Source organism: Nostocoides vanveenii, from assembly GCF_039531165.1.
GTDB classification, from domain to species: domain Bacteria; phylum Actinomycetota; class Actinomycetes; order Actinomycetales; family Dermatophilaceae; genus Nostocoides_A; species Nostocoides_A vanveenii.
The window spans coordinates 1-17,889 of record NZ_BAAAPN010000040.1; the positions used below are offsets into that span (position 1 = coordinate 1).

At 69.8% G+C, this 17,889-nt stretch carries 14 protein-coding genes and 1 pseudogene; 8 read left to right on the forward strand and 7 right to left on the reverse strand.

Annotated elements, in window-relative coordinates:
- Window positions 1–48 precede the first annotated feature (48 nt).
- From ABD209_RS07905 to ABD209_RS07915, 3 genes are all read right to left on the reverse strand, one after another.
- Window positions 49–1,089, reverse strand: a complete 1,041-nt coding sequence (locus ABD209_RS07905; RefSeq protein WP_344064468.1) for a cell wall-binding repeat-containing protein — start codon at window positions 1,087–1,089, stop codon at window positions 49–51.
- A 795-nt stretch (window positions 1,090–1,884) separates the two neighbouring features.
- Entirely contained in the window at window positions 1,885–4,047 is a 2,163-nt protein-coding gene (locus tag ABD209_RS07910; RefSeq protein ID WP_344064471.1) for a cell wall-binding repeat-containing protein, read from the reverse strand.
- A gap of 73 nt (window positions 4,048–4,120) precedes the next feature.
- Window positions 4,121–5,581, reverse strand: a complete 1,461-nt coding sequence (locus ABD209_RS07915; protein WP_344064474.1) for a CCA tRNA nucleotidyltransferase — start codon at window positions 5,579–5,581, stop codon at window positions 4,121–4,123.
- An 87-nt stretch (window positions 5,582–5,668) separates the two neighbouring features.
- On the opposite strand from ABD209_RS07915, the gene ABD209_RS07920 reads away from it, so the two are divergent.
- The 8 genes from ABD209_RS07920 (at window position 5,669) to trxA (ending at window position 14,902) form a co-directional block, all read left to right on the forward strand.
- Window positions 5,669–6,148 (forward strand): NUDIX hydrolase, encoded by a 480-nt coding sequence (locus tag ABD209_RS07920; protein ID WP_324387264.1) that lies wholly within the window; start codon window positions 5,669–5,671, stop codon window positions 6,146–6,148.
- A gap of 11 nt (window positions 6,149–6,159) precedes the next feature.
- A complete protein-coding gene (locus ABD209_RS07925) occupies window positions 6,160–8,211 on the forward strand; it encodes a DUF6049 family protein (RefSeq protein ID WP_344064477.1) in 2,052 nt (683 codons plus the stop codon).
- Window positions 8,208–9,857, forward strand: coding sequence for a murein biosynthesis integral membrane protein MurJ (gene murJ, locus ABD209_RS07930; protein ID WP_344064480.1), 1,650 nt, complete (start codon window positions 8,208–8,210; stop codon window positions 9,855–9,857). Before ABD209_RS07925 ends, murJ begins: the two co-directional genes overlap by 4 nt.
- A 93-nt stretch (window positions 9,858–9,950) precedes the next feature.
- Complete coding sequence (locus tag ABD209_RS07935; RefSeq protein WP_344064483.1) at window positions 9,951–12,020, forward strand: protein kinase family protein; 2,070 nt, start codon at window positions 9,951–9,953, stop codon at window positions 12,018–12,020.
- Window positions 12,017–12,616, forward strand: a complete 600-nt coding sequence (sigM, locus tag ABD209_RS07940; RefSeq protein ID WP_344064486.1) for an RNA polymerase sigma factor SigM — start codon at window positions 12,017–12,019, stop codon at window positions 12,614–12,616. The genes ABD209_RS07935 and sigM overlap by 4 nt, the downstream gene beginning before the upstream one ends.
- Window positions 12,617–12,671: 55 nt before the next feature.
- The gene (locus ABD209_RS07945; RefSeq protein ID WP_344064489.1) at window positions 12,672–13,454 is read left to right on the forward strand and encodes a hypothetical protein; all 783 of its coding nucleotides are present in this window, start codon (window positions 12,672–12,674) and stop codon (window positions 13,452–13,454) included.
- 139 nt (window positions 13,455–13,593) lie between these two features.
- The gene (gene trxB, locus ABD209_RS07950; protein ID WP_344064492.1) at window positions 13,594–14,532 is read left to right on the forward strand and encodes a thioredoxin-disulfide reductase; all 939 of its coding nucleotides are present in this window, start codon (window positions 13,594–13,596) and stop codon (window positions 14,530–14,532) included.
- A gap of 43 nt (window positions 14,533–14,575) precedes the next feature.
- Window positions 14,576–14,902: a thioredoxin gene (gene trxA, locus ABD209_RS07955; RefSeq protein ID WP_324387874.1), complete on the forward strand. Its 327-nt coding sequence runs from the start codon at window positions 14,576–14,578 to the stop codon at window positions 14,900–14,902.
- A gap of 66 nt (window positions 14,903–14,968) precedes the next feature.
- Here the strand turns inward: trxA and ABD209_RS07960 are convergent, their stop codons facing one another.
- From ABD209_RS07960 to ABD209_RS07975, 4 genes and pseudogenes are all read right to left on the reverse strand, one after another.
- Complete coding sequence (locus ABD209_RS07960; RefSeq protein ID WP_344064496.1) at window positions 14,969–16,027, reverse strand: ParB/RepB/Spo0J family partition protein; 1,059 nt, start codon at window positions 16,025–16,027, stop codon at window positions 14,969–14,971.
- On the reverse strand, window positions 16,024–16,824 hold the full coding sequence (locus tag ABD209_RS07965) for a ParA family protein (protein WP_344064498.1): 801 nt from the start codon (window positions 16,822–16,824) through the stop codon (window positions 16,024–16,026). Before ABD209_RS07965 ends, ABD209_RS07960 begins: the two co-directional genes overlap by 4 nt.
- Before the next feature lie 347 nt (window positions 16,825–17,171).
- The gene (locus ABD209_RS07970) at window positions 17,172–17,471 is read right to left on the reverse strand and encodes an HNH endonuclease signature motif containing protein (protein WP_344064501.1); all 300 of its coding nucleotides are present in this window, start codon (window positions 17,469–17,471) and stop codon (window positions 17,172–17,174) included.
- Window positions 17,472–17,547: 76 nt separating this feature from the next.
- Window positions 17,548–17,784, reverse strand: a pseudogene (locus ABD209_RS07975) (integrase core domain-containing protein); the annotation flags it as partial.
- Between the last annotated feature and the right edge of the window lie 105 nt (window positions 17,785–17,889).

Genomic DNA, 17,889 nt, shown 5'->3' on the forward strand with positions numbered 1-17,889 from the left:
ATTGGCTTTGACACCTCCTCTCCTACTCGCGTCCGTGCCTGCACCCCTTCAGCAACACGCACCCCAAACGCAACATCCGCACCTATCCGTGCAACCTCTAAGTCGTGTCAGCTCGGCCTGGATCCGGGCCGGCACCGAACTGGAGTCGACGAGCAGGACCGGGCTGGCGTTCTTGCCGGCCACCGGGGCGCCGGAGAGGGCGTCGGTGTAGATCCGGCCGGAGGCGATGAAGGCGGTCGCGACACCGGGCGCGAAGGATTTCGCCGAGATCGCGGCGGACGTCTCGAAGCGGTCGAGGCCGCTCCACCGCTCCACGCCACCCGCGGTGTAGTCCTGCAGCTTGCTCAGCACCTCGTCGTTGACCGTCGCCGGGCCGCCGAGCACGACGATCTTGCCCGGGATCAGCCGCCGCAACTCGGTCTGGACGGAGCCGGGGATCCGATCGCTGGTCACCAGAAGGATCGGGCCCTTGTCCTTGCCGGCAACGGGGGCACCGGAGAGGGCATCCGCGTAGACGGCGCCGGAGGCGACATAAGCGACGGGCACGCCGGGGGAGAAGGACTTCAGCGAGATCGCGGCCGAGGTGGCATACCGGTCAACGCCACTCCACCGCTCGACCTTGTTCAGGCCGGGGAAGTCGACGCGGATGGAGGCGCCGGACGAGGTCGTGCTGACGACCTCGAGCCGCATCAGGTTGCCGGGGCTGGTCCAGCTTTCCCCGGCCTCCATGCCGGGGTGGCGCTCGCGTGTGGACACGGGAGCGTCGGGGTGGAAGTCCAGGACCGTGGTGTTCCAGGGGGTGTCGCTGTCCAGGTCTTGATAGCGCACGATCACGCCGCCGCCGGGGTCGGTGCGCACGATCCCGCTCGGGTCGGTCCAGGCGGCGTCATCGATCCAGCTGTCCAGGCCGGCGACGGTGCGGTATTCGACGGTGTAGCGATGCCGCCCGAGGGTCACCGCGAAACCGCGCTGCCCGGTGTACGAGGTCAGCGGCCGGATGAAGGGGTATTGCGATTGGCCCGGGATCAGTTCCGGGAAGTCCGCGTCGCCGAACACGCCGAGCCGTCGCAGGTTCGCGGCCGACGGCATGCCCACCGCGCCATAGGGCGCGGCCCCCATTAGGTCCCACGGGTCGCCGCNCCATCCCCAGCCCCGCGTTGCTACCGATGCCGAAGCCGAGGGTCGCCGGCGTCATGGCCGTGGGACCGTTGAAGAAGGCGACGCCGTCGCCGTAGGTCGAGAGGCCGCGCTGGGCCAGCGTCCCGAACTGGCAGGCGCTCGTCGGCGCGAAGACGATCTCCAGGTGCTGATTGCCCCCGGTCGGCGCGGGAACCACCGCGCGAACCTGTCGTTCGATGGCGGCCACATCGCAGGTCGATTGCTCCGTCGCGGTCAAGGTGATCGCCGTCCACGGCTTGACCGGTCCCAGGGATGCGGTGATTCGCGATGCCGTGGCCGCCCGCAAGTAGCTGCTCGTATCGCGCACGGTCGTGCCCAGGGCGGCCGCGTCCAGCGGCTCGGGGGCGCTGCCACTCCAGTAGACCGGGACGACGGTCAGCGTGTGATTGCCGAGGGCGGACCGGCCGGCCGCGCCCCCCGCTTTGACCGCGTCGGCGCCCGGCGCCGGGACCTGCATCAGGGCGTGCGACCCGGTGGAACCGCCCGCGGACGTGGCCGCGCCGGCGCTCCCGGCACCCGTGGCAAGCAGGCCGCCGCCGACCAGGGCAATCGCCCCCGTCGCCAGGGCGCGACGAGCGCGCGGAGTCGATCGGTCCCCTCTGATGTGACGCATGGGGCTCACGGTACCGGCGCGGCCCGCCGAACGCGCGGCGACGCGCGCCCGGGCGGGCGAGCCGTCCCCCCTGGGGCGACCGAGCCTCGGCGCTACTTCAGGTGCCCCGCCAACGCTGCCTGCACGCCGTACGAGATGGTGTTGGGGCCACCGAGGATGACGATGCGACTCGGCTTGAGCCGGTCGATCTCGGCACCGACGGCGTCGGGCAGGGCATCGGTGTCGACCAGGAGGACCGGCGACTCCATCGTGCCGGCGACCGGCGCACCGGAGAGCGCATCGGTATAGACCCGGCCGGAGGCGATGAAGATCGTCCCACCCGGCGTGGAGTAGGCCTTCTGGGTGATGGCGGTCGAGGTCGTGAAGCGGTCGGGACCGCTCCACCGTTCGACGGACGCGGCATACGCGTGCAGCGAGGCCTCGACGGCCGGGGTGATGGTGTTGGGACCACCGAAGATCACGATCTTGGCCGGCTTGAGCCGCTGCAACTCGGTGCCGATCGCGCTCGGCAGAGCATTGGTGTCCACGAGCAACACCGGCCCCGCGCTCTTGCCGGCCACGGGCGCCCCAGAGAGGGCGTCGGTGAAGACTCGGCCGGAGGCGACATAGGCCGTCGCGACACCTGGGGCATAGGACTTCGCCGAGATGGCGGCCGAGGTGGTGAACCGGTCATCGCCGCTCCACCGCTCCACGGCTCCGCTCGTATAGGCCTTGAGTGCTGTCTCGACATCCGGCGAGATCGTGGCCGGGCCACCGAAGATGACGATCTTGCCGGGCTTGAGCCGGGTCAGTTCCGCTGCGATGACGCTCGGGATGCTCGTGCCCGACGTCAGCAGAATCGGGCCGTCGGTGTCGCCGGCTACCGGAGCCCCGGACAGCGCGTCGGTGTAGACCGATCCGGAGGCGATATAGGCGACCGAGACGCCGGCGGCATACGTCTGCGCCGAGATCGTCGCGGACGTCGCATAGCGATCCGGCCCCGACCACCGCACGACCCGGTCGAGGGCCGGGAAGGAGACGGTAACCGTGGCCCCGGTGGGGGAAGGCGCGGACACCGACAAGGCGAACGAGCCGTCCGGGCTGGTGTAGGACTCGCCGTCCCACAGGCCGGGGTGTCGCTGCGTGTCGCTGTTGACCAGATCCGGATGGAAGTCGACGACGAGGCGCGAGCGGTCGATGGCGTCTCCGGTCAGCGGTTGACGGTGGACGACGATATGGCCGCCGGGGTCCGAGACCGTGCCGAACGGCCCCGACCACTTCTTGTCATCTATCCAGGAGTCCAGCCCCGTCGGCGTGCGGTACTCGATGGAGTAGCGATAGCCCTCGAGGTCGAACCACGCACCCCGCAACCCGGCGCCGGACTCCATCGGCTTCAAGGGGAGCGCCTTCGTCGGTCCGGGCGAGATCTCGGGGTAGTCGGTGGCCGAGAGGATGCCCAACGTCGCCAAGGTGTCGGCCAGGGGCATTCCCGGCTGGCCGTAGGGGTGCGCGCTCGCAGGATCCCAGGGGTTGTTGTAGTCAACGCCCGAGCACGTGCTCGAGAGCGGGACCGCGCTCGCGCCCGAGGTGCAGTTGAGCGATCCCGCGGCCGACACCGAACCGTTGTGGGCGATCACGCGCAGGGCGATATCGGTGGTGAACGTGCCGTTGACGATGCTGTAGCCATCACCGCGCGCACTCAGGCCGAAGGTCTCCAGATCCGAGAAGGTGCATTGGGTCGTCTTGGGCAGATAGACCACCAGGTGATCCCGGGGCCCGGCCGAGCCGACGACCGCCCGCACGGCGTCATTGATCGCCTTGAGGTCGCAGGAGGTGGACTGCGCGTCGGTCAAGGTGATCTTGCTCCACCCGGGGATGCCCTCCGCCCAGCCCTGACGAACCGTCAGCGTGCCCCCCGACGCCGCCGTGTAATAGGTATTGGCCCCGTCGATGGCCGACTGGAGCGCCGCATTGTCGAGCGCCGCCGGCTTGGTGCTTCCCCAATAGACCGGCACGAGGTAGATCCCGTGTGTGCCGGTCAGCGCACGGTCACCTCCGGCCGCCGGCCCCGGCAGCACCGGTCCACCGCTCACGCTCCGCGGCACGACCCGGTCGGCCCCGGTGACCGACGCCGGCACCGCCCCCGAGGACGTATGCCGTGTGCCCCCCGACCCGCCGCCCGTCGCCGATGCGGTGGGCGCCCCCGCCAAGACGCCCGCGATCACTGCCGCCGCGCCGATGCCGACGGACCGCTTCACCCACCCATGTGTTGCCATGACCGAACGCTACCGGCCACCCCCGACGACGGCAGGGCGACGTGACCGAATGGTTGTCAAGTCGGGCCGGCCCTCACGGCCGTGACTCGGGTTGCTCCGCCCACCAGGCCAGCAGCCGCTCACGGGCCACCTCGGGGCCAACGACCCCCTCATCGAGCCGGAGGCCCAGCAGGAATTTGTAGGCGCGACCGACCAGCGGCCCGGGCGGGATCCCGAGCAGCTCGCCGATCTCGGTGCCGTCGAGTTCGGGTCGCACCTTGCCCAGCTCCTCCGCGGCGAGCAAATGCTCGATGCGAACCTCGAGCTCGTCATAGGTCGCCGCCAACCGGCGCGCCTTGCGCTGATTGCGCGTCGTGGAATCGGCCCGGGTCAAGCGGTGCAGGCGGGGCAGCAGGTCGCCCGCGTCGGTGACATAGCGGCGCACGGCCGAGTCCGTCCACTGACCGTCCCCATAACCGTGAAAGCGCAGATGCAGTTCCACCAATCGGGAGACCGCCGACACCGTCTCCTTGTCATAGCGCAAGGACCGCAACCGGGCGCGGGTCAGCTTGGCCCCGACGATCTCGTGGTGGTGGAAGGAGACCCCGCCACCGCGCTCGAAGCGTCGGGTCGCGGGCTTGCCGACATCGTGCAGCAGCGCAGCCAGGCGCAGGATCAGATCCGGCCCCGGGACCTGGGCCGGATCCGACCCGGGCGGCCCCTCCAGCTCGATGGCCTGCTCGACCACGGTCAGGGTGTGCTCGTAGACGTCCTTGTGGCGGTGGTGCTCGTCGATCTCCAACTGCAGCGCCGGCAACTCGGGCAGGACGTGATCGGCCAGGCCGGAGTCGACCAGCAACCCCAAGCCGCGGCGCGGCCACGGCGCGAGCAGGAGCTTGCTCAGCTCGTCGCGCACGCGCTCCGCCGACACGATCTCGATCGACCCGGCCATCGCCTGCATGGCTTCCGCCGCGTCGGCGGCGAGGTCGAAGCCAAGCTGCGCGGCGAAGCGCGCGGCGCGCATCATCCGCAAGGGGTCGTCGCCGAAGCTGACCTCGGGCGGTGCGGGCGTGCGGAGGCGACGTTTCTGCAGGGCGTCGTAGCCGTCATACGGATCGACGAAGGTCAGCTCCGGCAGCCGCAGGGCCATCGCATTGACGGTGAAGTCGCGCCGGTGCAGGTCGTCGTGGAGGTTGTCGCCGAAGGCGACGACGGGCTTGCGGGTGACGCGGTCATACGCATCGGCGCGATAGGTCGTGACCTCGAAGGTCGTGTTGCCCCGCAGCGCACCGATCGTGCCGTAGGCCCGGCCGACGTCCCAGGTGGTCTCGGCCCAGGGCCGCAGGATCGCCTCGATCTGCTCGGGCCGCGCACTCGTCGTGAAGTCGAAATCGGGCGAGGTCCGGCCAAGGAAGGCGTCCCGGACCGGTCCGCCGACGAGCGCCAACTCGTGGCCGGCCGCGGCGAACAACTCGCCCAGCTCGGTCAACAACGGCAGCATCGGCCCCAGATTGGCCAGGGCGCCACGCATGGCCTGCTGGCTCGGAGATTCCATGGTGCCCAACCGTATTGCCCAGGGGCGAGGCGAGCCGAACGCCACCGGGTCCGACCCCCTGGAGCGTTGTCCGCCTAAAGTGACCCCATGACCCAAGCTGCAGGTGGACGCGCCCCGCGCCGCCTGCCGGCCGTCGAGGAACGCTCCGCGGGGGGCGTGGTCGTCGACATTCAGGGCGGGGTCGCGCGGATTGCCGTCATCGCCCGCCGCAATCGTGCCGGGCGCCTGGAATGGTGCCTGCCGAAGGGTCATATCGAGGGCGCCGAGACCCTGTGCGAGACAGCGGCACGCGAGGTCGCCGAGGAGACCGGCATCGAGGCGCGGGTGCTCATCAAGCTCGGGACCATCGACTACTGGTTCGCCACCGGCGACCGGCGCGTCCATAAGTTCGTCCACCACTACCTTCTCGAGGCGGTGGGGGGCTATTTGACGATCGAGAACGACCCCGACCACGAGGCCGTCGACGTCGCCTGGCTCCCGCTCGAGCACGCGCACCGGCACCTGACCTTCCCCAACGAGCGGCGCATCGCCCGGGAGGCCTGGCAGCGCCTCGCCGGCGACGAATGACCCACGGCCGTATGCCGCGCCATCCCGTTATGGCGGCCCTCACCACGCTGCTTCTCCTGCTGGGCGTGGCCCCGTCCACCGCGACCGCGGCCACCGATCTGGCGGGGGTCCGCATCGCCGTGACGACCATGGCGCCGATGGTGGCCGGCGACGGCGACGATGTGGTGATCACCGGTCGCGTGACCAATGTCGGCAGCAACTCCATTGACGCCCCCGATGTCCAACTGCGCGGATCCTTTACGCCCCTGACCGACCGAGCCGGCGTCGCGGCCTGGGCCGCAGGCGAGGTCGCAGACACCGGCGATCTCCTCGATCACGATGCGCTGGGCGGGCGCCTGGCCCCCGGGGCGGGCGCGTCCTTCCGGGTCGTCATGAAGGACCCGGCCGCTACGGCCGGCCCGGCCTACGGCGCGCTGCCCATCAGCCTGAGCGCCGCCGGCACCCGGATCACCAGCTTCGTCACCTACCAGCGCCGCAGGGAGTACGTCCCCCTGCAGCTCGCCGTGGTCGCGCCGTTGACGCTGGCCCCCGACTCGGCGCTGGTGGGCGATTACGGGCCCGAACGGCATACGGCCTGGGAGCGGCAGCTCGGGACCGGGGGACGACTGCCGGAGCTGATCGACGCCACCGACGATCTGCCGGTGACCTGGGCGCTCGACCCGACCATCGCCGACCCGCCGGCCGAGATCCCCGCCGAGCGACCGCTCGACGATGTCGCCGGGGCAGCGTGGGACCGGATCGGTGCGGACCAGAAGGCCGAGACGGCGCTGCGCCGCTCCTTCGCCGCGCGCCTGCGCGACGACCTCGGCACCCGGCCCGCCCTCGTCCTGCCGTATGCCGATCCCGACCTGTCCGCGCTGGTCGCCACCCACCTGAATCGCTACTTCCCGGGACTGATCGCGACCGCGACTCGGGTCGCCGCCGACCTGCCCGGCCATCACCGGGTCGACGTGGCGTGGCCGGCGGACGGACTGATCGGAGGCGACCGGATAACTGCCCTGACCGCCCTCTACGGCGCTGCCCCGCTCTCGGCCGTCATCGGCGCGGGTAGCTCGCTCGGCGGCACCAATACGCCCGTCGCGGCGAATCGCGCCGCTGGTGGAACCGCGGTGCTGGCCTATGACGACGCGCTGAGCGGAGCCCTGCTCGGGCTCGCGGCGGATCCGGACGGGACGGCCACGCGGCAACTGCTGCTCGCGCAGTCGCTGGGCCTGCTCGCCGAGTTCCCGAGCACCCGCCGCAGCGTGCTGATCGCCGTTCCTCGTGGTGTGGATCCTGCGGCCACCTCGGGCTTGCATGCCGCCCTGGCCGGGCTCCTGGACGCGCCCTGGATCACCGCGACGTCCCTCGATGCCCTGCGCACCGAAACCGCGCTGGGTCCGATCGTGCCCCAGACGACGACGCCCCCGGCCGAGTCGGGTCTGCCGGCGGAGGTGCTCCCGCCCGCGGCGGCGCTGACGCCGGCTCGAGTGCGGGCGGCCACTACGGCGCTTCGGTCCATCGCCGCGATGGCGCAGGTGCGGGCGGACGGCAAGGCCAATCTCGGGCTGTGGACCGAGACCTTCCGCCAGTTGCTCGCCAGCCGCTGGCGAGACGATCCGGCGGCGCTGGGGCATGCGATCGGCCTGGTGCGCGCGGCCGGTGCCGAAGCCCGCAAGGGCGTCGCCGTGACCCCCGAGAAGATCAACTTCTTCGCCGACTCCGGACTACTGACGGTGACCGTCACCAACGATCTCGACGTCGCCGTCGACGGGGTGCGCGTGGACCTGACGCCCCTGAGCAACCGCTTCCGGCTGGAGCAGACCCCCGCGCCGGTAGACATCGGGCCACGGTCCCGGGCGAATCTGCGCATCCGGGCGACCGCGCTCGCGGCCGGCGATGTCCCGATCAAGGTGTCGCTGTCCACCCCGGACGGGCGGCGCCTAGGCGGTGACGCGACCGTGCTCGTGCGTGCCTACCCCACCGGGGCGTGGATCTACTGGGTGATCGGTGCCGCCGCCCTGCTCCTCTTTGCCGGTGGCCTGATCCGGACCCGGCGGCGTCGACGAAAGGCCGGCTCGTGAGCGACACCCCGACCGAGCGTGCCGCAGGGACCAATGCCGGGCTGGGGCGGGCGAGCGCGCTCATGGCCTCCGGCACCCTCGTCTCGCGCGTCCTGGGAGTCGTCCGGCAGAGCATGCTCGGCATCGTCATCGGCATCACTGGCCTGGCCGGTGATGCCTTCTCGGTGGCCAACACCTTGCCGAACTCGATCAACCTGCTGCTCGCCGGTGGCGTGCTCAATGCGGTCCTCGTTCCGCAGATCATCAAGGCTGCCAAGCACCCCGACGGCGGCGAGGACTATGTCAACCGCCTGCTGACCCTCTCGCTGCTGCTCATGGCCCTCACGACGGCGCTGTCGATCGCGGCCGCACCCCTGTTGGTCCGGCTATACACCCAGACCGAAAGCCCAAGCGCCCTGCACTTGGCGACGGTCTTCGCCTATCTGTGCCTGCCGCAGATCTTCTTCTACGGGCTCTACACCCTGCTCGGCAATGTGCTGAACGCCCGCAATCGTTTCACCGCCTTCATGTGGGCGCCGGCGCTCGCCAATGTCGTCTCGATTGCGGGACTCGCGCTCTTCTGGATCCTCGGCTACCCGCGCGGCGTCACCGACCCGGACGGCTGGACCACCGCAATGATCTGGGTCCTCGCCGGCACCATGACGCTCTCCATCGTGGTCCAGGGGATCTTCCTGGCGATTCCGCTGCGACGCAGCGGCTTCCGTTATCGGCCCCGCTTCGGCTTCCGCGGTGTCGGCCTGCGGTCGGCCTCGCGCGTCGCGTTGTGGTCCTTCGCCGGTATCGCGGTGGGGCAACTCGGTTTCATCGTCACCAGCAAGGTGCTCACGCGTGCGACGGACCTGGCCAACGCCCAGGGCCTGACCGCGGCGGGCAAGTTCTCCTACGACAACGCCTTCCTCCTCTTCATGCTGCCGCACTCCCTGGTCACGGTTTCCTTGACCACAGCGCTCTTCGTGCGGCTCGCCAAGGCGGCCCACGCTGGGCATACGGGCGAGGTGCTGGCCGACCTCGGTCGCGGGCTGCGGATGCCCGCCCCGCTGCTCGTGCCGATCAGCCTGGCCGGGGTGTTGTTCGCGCCGCTGGCGGTCTTCGTCTTCTTCGGCCAGTCGCGATCCGACACCCTCGCTGTGGCCCACCTGCTCACCGCGATGCTGCTAGGACTTCTGCCCTTCGGTTGGGTCTATCTTGTGCAGCGGGTCTTCTATGCGTACGAGGACGCACGCACGCCCTTCAACATCCAGGTCGTCATCACGATCATCGCGACGATCTTCAACCTGATCGGGGCCGTGCGGCCGGCCACGCAGACCGGCCTGTGGGTGGGCATCGGCCAGACCATCAGCAATGCGGTCGGCGCCGGTTGGGGATTTTGGCTGTTGCGCCGCCGCGTCGGCCGGCTGGGCCTGACCAGGGCCATGCGCACCAACATCCGGTTGGGACTGGCGAGCATCGCCGCCGGCGGTTTGACGTATGCCGTGTTGCGCGTCGTCCCCGAGTCGCTCACCACCAACCGGCTAGGGGCGCTGCTGGTCTTGGGCGTGCTCGGCTCGCTCTATCTCGCGGTGGCCTGGGCGATTGCTCACCGGATGCGGGTGCGCGAGGTCGACGATCTGGTGGCGCCGATCGCCCGGCGGCTCGCGCGCCGCTGAACCACGGACGGCGATCGGCCCGGGTTGCCGGGTCAATGCCCGGCCTTGTCGGTGTCGGACCGTAAGCTTCCCTCAAGTCGAAAAGGAGCCAATGTGACCGGCTTGCTCCCCGGTGTGGTGGTCGGTGGCCGCTACACCCTGGTTCGCTTGCTCTCCGAGCAGGGCGATGCCCAGGCGTGGGCCGTGCGTGACGACCGCTTGGACCGGTCGGTCACGCTTGTGGTGCTGCCCGACGACAGCCCCCTCGCGGCTGGGGTCTACGACGCCGCCCAGCGGGCCGCGGGCGTCGACAATCACCGGTTGGTGCGCATCCTGGATATCGCCGAGGTCGACGGCTGGGTCTATTTCGTCGAGGAGAGCCTCGAGGGGGCACGCTCGCTCACCGAGTTGGCGGGTGCCTTCGGCATGGCCGCGGAAGAAGTCCGGCGCCTGACTGGCGAAGCCGCGCTGGGGCTCGACGCCGCGCGCCGCCGCGGCCTGCATCACCTCGGCCTGACGCCGGACAATGTGCTGCGCATGCCCGACGGCTCGGTGAAGGTGGCCGGCCTGGCCACTCAGGCGGCGCTGGCCGGGCAGGATCACATCGGCGGCCGGCGCGCGCTGCGACGCGATGCCAAGGGGCTGGTGGCGCTCTCCTATGCGGGATTGACCGGTCGCTGGCCGTATGCCGGCGATGTCGGCCTTCAGCCCGCCCCCCGGGTCGTCGGTGGTGTGCCCCGCCCGTCCGAACTCGCGGTGGGCGTCCCGAACGATCTCGACACGCTGTGCCACCTGACGCTGAACCAGAACCTCGGGCCGATCTCCCCGGCCGACTATGCCGCCCAGATCGCGCCCTGGTCGGCCATGACGGTCGCCGACCAGGAAGTCCTGGCGACCACCCCGGACGCAGCCGAGCAGGCCCGCGAAGCCGACGCCGCCGCCGCGGGCGCAGACACCGTCGAGGCGGGTGAGGTTCGCCGCGCCGAGACTCCGGAGCAGAGCGCCGTCACGGCCCCGATTCCCGTCGGCCCGGGCGTGCCGGAGGCCGCGCTGGCGACGGGCGCTGCCGAGGGCGGTGGTGATCCCCACACGACCACCTCCTGGCTCGCAGGAGCAGGCGCCGCCGGGGCCACGGCGACTGGCGACCCAGGCCTGGCGGCGGGTGCAGCCGGCGTGGGCCCGACAGGCACACCTGGGACGGGGGTGACTGGCCCGACGAGCGCGGGCGGCGCCGGCTCGGTCGCCACAGCAGCGACCGCGGCCCTGGGGGGCCTGGCGGCGAGCGCCCGCAAGCTGACCGGCAGGTTCTCCCGTGGACGCGGCACCGGCGACGACGCGCCTGATGGTTCGCCGGCGGCGGGCGCCCCGTCGTCCGACGTCGCGAAGGCGCACCCGGGTTCGACACCTGACACGGTCGCCGCGCCGGCACGCGTGGTGGAGGGCACGGCAGCGCTCGGCGGGGGTGCCACGCGCGAGATCGCCACCGAGCGTCCGCATACCGAACCCCGCTACGAAGCGCCAGCCCCCCTGCTGCCCGACGAGGCCGGGGCGCCGCCGTCGAAGGCGCAGAGTCGTTTCGTGCTGACCATCTTCGCTGCCCTCACCGCGCTGGCGGGGATCGTCGGTGCGGCCGGTGCCGCGCAGATCGGCAAGGGCATCGACATCAACGCGATCCTCGGCCCGGATGCCACCCACGTCTCGACTCAAAAGCCAACGGCGGCCAGCAGCTCATCGGCTCCGAGTGGCACGGGGGAGCAGCTGGCGATCATCGGCGCAACCGGCTACGACCCCGAGGGCGGGGGCGATGAGAACAACGACCTCGCGGCCCGCGTCTACGACGAGGACGCCAACACCTACTGGCAGTCCGAGGGGTATCAGGGGCCCAAGTTCGCCGGGCTCAAGAGTGGCGTCGGCCTGGTGGTCGACATGGGGCAGGAGGTGACGCCGAGTGCGGTCACCCTGACCTTGCCCAACCCCTCCAGTGTCGAGGTCTATCTCGCCAATGAGCCGGACAAGACCGGAGCACAACTGCTGGGCACGATCGCCGGAAAGTCCGGCCAGGTGACCGTCAACTCGACATCCGGGGCTACCGGTCGCTACATCATCGTCTGGTTCACCGATGCCCCGCTCGTCGCCGACGGTCGCTACCGCGCGATGCTGGCCGAGATCACCGTGTCGGGATGACCCCCATCGAGGCCGGCCAGTCCGCGAGCGGGCGCGGGGCCGGCACGGCATACGGGGAACTCACCGACAAGGAGTTGATGGCGCGCCACAACGAAGGCGACGGGGAGGCGTTCGCCGAGCTCTTCCGGCGGCACAAGGACCGCATGTGGGGTGTCGCGATGCGCACGTGCAATAACCCCGAACTCGCGGCCGACGCCGTGCAGGATGCGTTCATCTCCGCCTTCCGGCGCGGGGCGTCCTATCGGGGGGATGCGGCGGTCACCACCTGGCTGCACCGGATCGTCGTCAACGCCTGCCTTGACCGCATCCGGCGGGAGCGGCCGACCAGTGAGTTGCCCGAGATCACGCTCGCGGACGGGAGCGACCGGCCCGGCGAGGTCGAGACGCGGCTCACCGTGCAGGCCGCCCTGGCGACGCTGCCCGAGGCGCAACGGGCCGCGCTGGTGCTCGTGGACATGTATGCCGTTCCGGTCGCCGACGCCGCCGGAATCCTCGGCGTGGCCGAAGGGACCGTCAAATCCCGGTGCTTCCGGGGTCGAGCCGCACTTGCCGAGCTGCTCGGGCGCGAAGGCAGGGAACCGAGCGTGGCCGTATGACGTCCCACCCCGTCGGCTGCCACTCTCGGCCCGGCAGAGCACAAGGGAGCAGGTCGTGAACGTCGAACCCGATTTCGGGGACACCCCGATCGAGGACGACCCCACGGGGATGCGCCGCCTGCTGGCCGCGTTGCCCGATCCCGGGCCGATGCCCGAGGACCTCACAGCGCGCATTCTCGCCGCCATCGCCAGTGAAGCGGCGGCGCGGCCCATGTCGGCCGAGCCCGTCGTTCCCGCCGTGCCCCGCAGTCACCAGGCCGTTGTCACCCCGATCACGCACCGCTCACGTCATCCCGGTGGGAGTCCGGCCAGCCTGCGTTGGCTCGCCGCCGCCGCCGCCGTCGGGGTGATGGGGGCTGGGGGGTTCGGTGTGGTGCGCATGCTGGCCCATGGCCTCAGCGGCAGCGCGACGGGCGGCGCAGCTCTGAGCTCCCCGGCCGCCGGACAGTCCGAGAATCCGGAGCGCGCCTCGGATACCTCGAGCACCTCGCCGGCCCTCGGCCCGGGGCCGGCAGTCAAGGTGGCCAGCTCCGGGACCGACTACACGGCGGCCGGCCTGGCCGATCAAGCGGCTCCGCTGCTGCGCGCGGAGGACTCGGTCGGCTCGTTCGGGGAACGCCCCGAGATCGCCACACCGGAACGCGCCCAGGCGTGCGCCAAGGCGCTCGGGGTCGGCGTGATCACGGAACTGCGCGTGGACAATGCGCGGTTCCAGGGCGAGCCGGCGGCCGTGCTGGTGGTCAAGGGCGCAAGCGGCTGGCAGGCGTATGCCGTCCCTGTCACCTGCGGTGACGGCACGCCGGTGACGGCGTTGGCGGGGCCTGTCCCGGTGGGGTGACCGGGCGGCATACGGGCTGATTGCGCGCGGGGCGGTGCGCGGAACAAACTGCACCTAGGATCGGTTCACCAAAGCAAAGCCCGCCGTGACCCCGGTCCGCGGGCGTGCCAGCAGTCATCGATCCCGAAGGGCTGATTTCGTGTCCAGCGAGGCCTCCGACGTGCGCAACGTCCTCATTATCGGCTCCGGGCCGGCCGGCTATACGGCCGCGATCTATGCCGCGCGCGCCAATCTCGAGCCGGTGCTTGTCGAGGGCGCAGTGACGGCGGGCGGCGCGTTGATGAACACCACTGAGGTCGAAAACTTCCCCGGGTTCATCGAGGGCATCATGGGCCCGGATCTGATGCTCAATATGCGCGCCCAAGCGGAACGTTTCGGCACCGAGATCATCACCGACGACGTGGTCGAGGCCGACCTCGTCGGGCCGGTCAAGACGGTCACGACCGGTGAGGGCGCCACCTATCGGGCGCGCGCGGTCATCCTGGCGATGGGCTCGGCCTATCGGGAGCTCGGCCTGCCGGACGAGAAGCGGCTCTCGGGACACGGCGTCAGCTGGTGCGCCACCTGTGACGGCTTCTTCTTCCGCGACCAGGACATCGTCGTCGTCGGTGGCGGCGACTCGGCCATGGAGGAGGCGACCTTCCTGACCAAGTTCGCCCGGTCGGTGACCATCGTGCACCGGCGCGATGAGCTGCGGGCGAGCAAGATCATGGCTGAGCGCGCGATGTCGAACCCCAAGATCTCCTTCGCCTGGAATAGCGCGGTCGAGGCGATTCACGGCACCGACAAGGTGACCGGCCTGACGCTGCGCGACACCGTGACCGGCGCGACTCGCGAGATCCCCGCGACCGGGTTGTTCGTCGCCGTGGGTCACGATCCGCGCAGTGAGCTCGTCAGGGGTGTCGTCGGCCTGGACGACGAGGGCTATGTCCTGGTCGAGGGCCGCACCTCCCTGACCGACGTCGAGGGAGTTTTCGCCTGCGGCGACCTGGTCGACCATCGCTATCGGCAGGCGATCACAGCAGCCGGGAGCGGCTGTGCCGCCGCCCTCGATGCCGAGAAGTATCTCGCCCACTGACCACCTCCACTCCGAATCTCGTTCTACCCGAAGGGAATCCGCCATGGCAGAGACCGCCGTCACCACGGATGCGACGTATGACGCCGACGTCCTGAAGTCCGCAACTCCCGTCCTTGTCGACTTCTGGGCGCCTTGGTGCGGTCCGTGCCGCGCTGTCGCGCCGATCCTGGAAGAGATCGCGCGCGACTACGGTGACAAGTTGACCGTGCTCAAGCTCAACACCGACGAGAACCCGGCCGTCACGCAGCGCTACGGCATCACGAGCATCCCGACGATGCACGTGGTCGTCGGTGGCGAGGTCGTCAAGACCTTCATCGGCGCGATGCCGAAGCCGAAGCTCCTGCGCGAGTTGGAGCCGTTCCTCGGCTGAGCGACCTCGTCGCACGACGCAAACTCCCCCAACGCCTAAAAAACGTTGGGGGAGTTGCTATTTCGGTCAGCTCTCGGGCTCGCTCGCCACGTGGCCGGCCGAGCCGGCATCGACGCCGATGGCGGTAAGGATGCGGCCCAGATCCTCGACGGTGGCGAACTCGATGGTGACCTTCCCCTTGCGCGCGCCCATGGCGATCGTGGCCCGGGTGTCGAGGTAGTCGGAGAGCAGGTTCTGGTAGTCCATGAGTTCCGGTCGCGCCGTCGTGGTTCTCGGTCGCCGCGGGGCCGACTCGGGGCCGTCCGCGTCACCCAGCGCGACGATCTCCTCCACCGACCGGACCGACAGGCCTTCAGCCACGATCCGTTGGGCCAGCCGCTCGATCGCGCCGCCGTCGGTCAGGCCGAGAAGGGCGCGGGCATGGCCGGCGGAGAGGACCCCGGCGGCGACGCGTCGTTGAACGAGGGGCGGGAGCCGCAACAGACGCAGGGTGTTGCTGACCTGGGGCCGGGAGCGTCCGATCCGGCTGGCGAGTTCTTCCTGCGTGCACCCGAAGTCATCGAGTAGTTGCCGGTAGGCCGCGGCCTCCTCGAGCGGGTTGAGCTGGCTGCGGTGGAGGTTCTCCAGGAGAGCGTCGCGGAGCAGGTCGTCATCGGCGGTGTCGCGGATGATTGCCGGTATGGCGCTCAGGCCCGCTTCGCCGGCCGCGCGCCATCGGCGCTCGCCCATGACCAGTTCGTAGCCGTCCGCGACGGGCCGGACCACGACCGGCTGGAGCACGCCGATGGTGGCCACGCTGGCGGTCAGTTCGGCCAGTTCGTCCTCGTCGAAGACGTGGCGCGGTTGCCGGGGGTTGGGTGTGATCGACTCGAGCGGGAGCTCAGCGAAGCTAGCGCCAGGGACCGCCACCAGACCTGGGGGCTCATCGGTCGCGGTAGGTGATGCGTGGTCAGGCGAGTCTACGGGCGGGGAGTCTTCCGAGAAATCGTTGTGGGGCAATGGCTTTGGCTCGTCGGCCGTCTGCGTGGGCTCGAAGAAGACGTCCACGGGTCGCGGCGCCGGGGCAGCGGCGGTGGGGATCAAGGCGCCCAGGCCACGGCCCAGCCCGCGTCGGCGGTCGTTCATCGGTTACGTCCTTCGTTGGGTGCGGTGGCCCGGCGGTGGGCATATTCGCGAGCGGCCGCCCGGTAGCTCAACGCCCCGGGCCCTGTGGGGTCGTAGGTGAGCACGGTCTGGCCATAACTCGGGGACTCAGAGATTCGCACGGAGCGTGGGATGGTCGAGCGAAGGACCAGATCGGGGAAGTGGGTCCGGACTTCCTGCGCGACCTGGGCCGCGAGATTGGTGCGACCGTCGTACATGGTCATCAGAATGGCGCCGATGGCCAGACGCGGATTGATCGAAGCGCGCACCAGTTCGATGGTGCGAGTCAGGGAGCTGAGGCCTTCGAGAGCGTAGTACTCACACTGGATCGGGATGAAGACCTCGTCGGCTGCGGTGAGCGCATTGAGGGTCAGCAGCCCAAGGCTTGGTGGGCAGTCGATGATGACATAGTTTGGCGCTGGACGGTTGGTTCTCCCTAGCTGGGTGCGCAGGTGCTCGATCGCCTGGCGTAGGCGAGTCTCGCGATGGGTCATTCCCACGAGTTCGATCTCCGCGCCGGCCAGGTCGATACTGCTCGGCGCGCACCAGAGGTTGCGGATGTCCGGGCACTCCTTGACGACCCGGATCAATGGCCGGCCATCGATCACAACGTCGTAAATGCCCAGGTCATCAGGCCCGTGGGGGATGGAGAGAGCCGTGCTGGCATTGCCCTGGGGATCCATGTCCACGAGGAGTACGCCGAGGCCGTCCGATGCCAGGGCGGCAGCGAGGTTGACGGCAGTTGTCGTCTTTCCAACGCCGCCCTTCTGGTTGGCCACGGCCACAATCCTCGGCTGATGTGGTAATGCCGCGCGTCTCATGTCGACGGGCGCGCGCGACTCGGTTTCACGTGAAACGGACCTGGGCTCATTGACGTCTGCCGCAGCTATGCTCGCCGTTTCACGTGAAACATCGTCGTCTGCGCCCGCCACGACTCAACTCTACGCGACCCCCTCCGCTTCTCGATCCACAGACTTCTCCCCAACTGTGGATGAATCACAGTGATGTGATTTCGGTTCGTTCGGAAAACGCGTTGGCCCACCGGAGACGGTGGTATGCGCACCGTCGGGTGGGGGTCGTCCAAGCCTCTCATCCGCACGGAGCGACAAACGCGCACATTCGCCCCCTAGGGAGCGGCCAGGAGCCGGGTGACGTGTGCTTCGAGCGGGCTGAGGTCGGCGTCGGCCGATTCGCCGGGACCGAGGGCTGTCAGGTCGGCGCTGGGCAGGCTTCGCCCGTCGTCTGTGAGGCCGAGGTGATTACTCGGGTAGCTGGTGTGGGTGCGGCCGACGGGGTCGGTCCAGGTGACGGTTCGGTCGGGGTGGATCGCGGCCTGCCAGCCGGGTGTCTGATTGAGGCGGTGGTGTCGCCTGCACAGGGCTATCAGGTTCGCTGGGGTGGTGGGCCCGCCGGGCGAGGAGATCACGTGGTCGAGGTCGCAGATGCGGGAGCTGATCGCGCAGCCGGGGAAGCGGTGAAGCGTTCGGGTTTCAATGCCGCCTTCATGCTGGCTGCTCCTCGTGGGTGAGGGCAGCGTAGTGGGCTTGCTCGTGCTCGATGGGTGGGACGTGGCCGAAGCTGGAGTGGAGCCTGGTGGTGTTGTACCACTCGACCCATCCAGCGGTCGCGTACTCGACGTCGGAGGCTGTCTTCCAGGGTCCGTCGTGGAACACGTCGGTGTCGAAGCACTCGGTCTTGAACAGGCCGATGATGCTCTCCATCAGGGCGTTGTCGTACGCTTAACCGGCTAATCGCAGCGGATTTCTTTCCGGTTCGGCCCTTTTCGTTGTTTGCCTCACATGGCGGTCGGGTGTGTCGCGGTGTCGTCGATCAGGGCGGTGAGG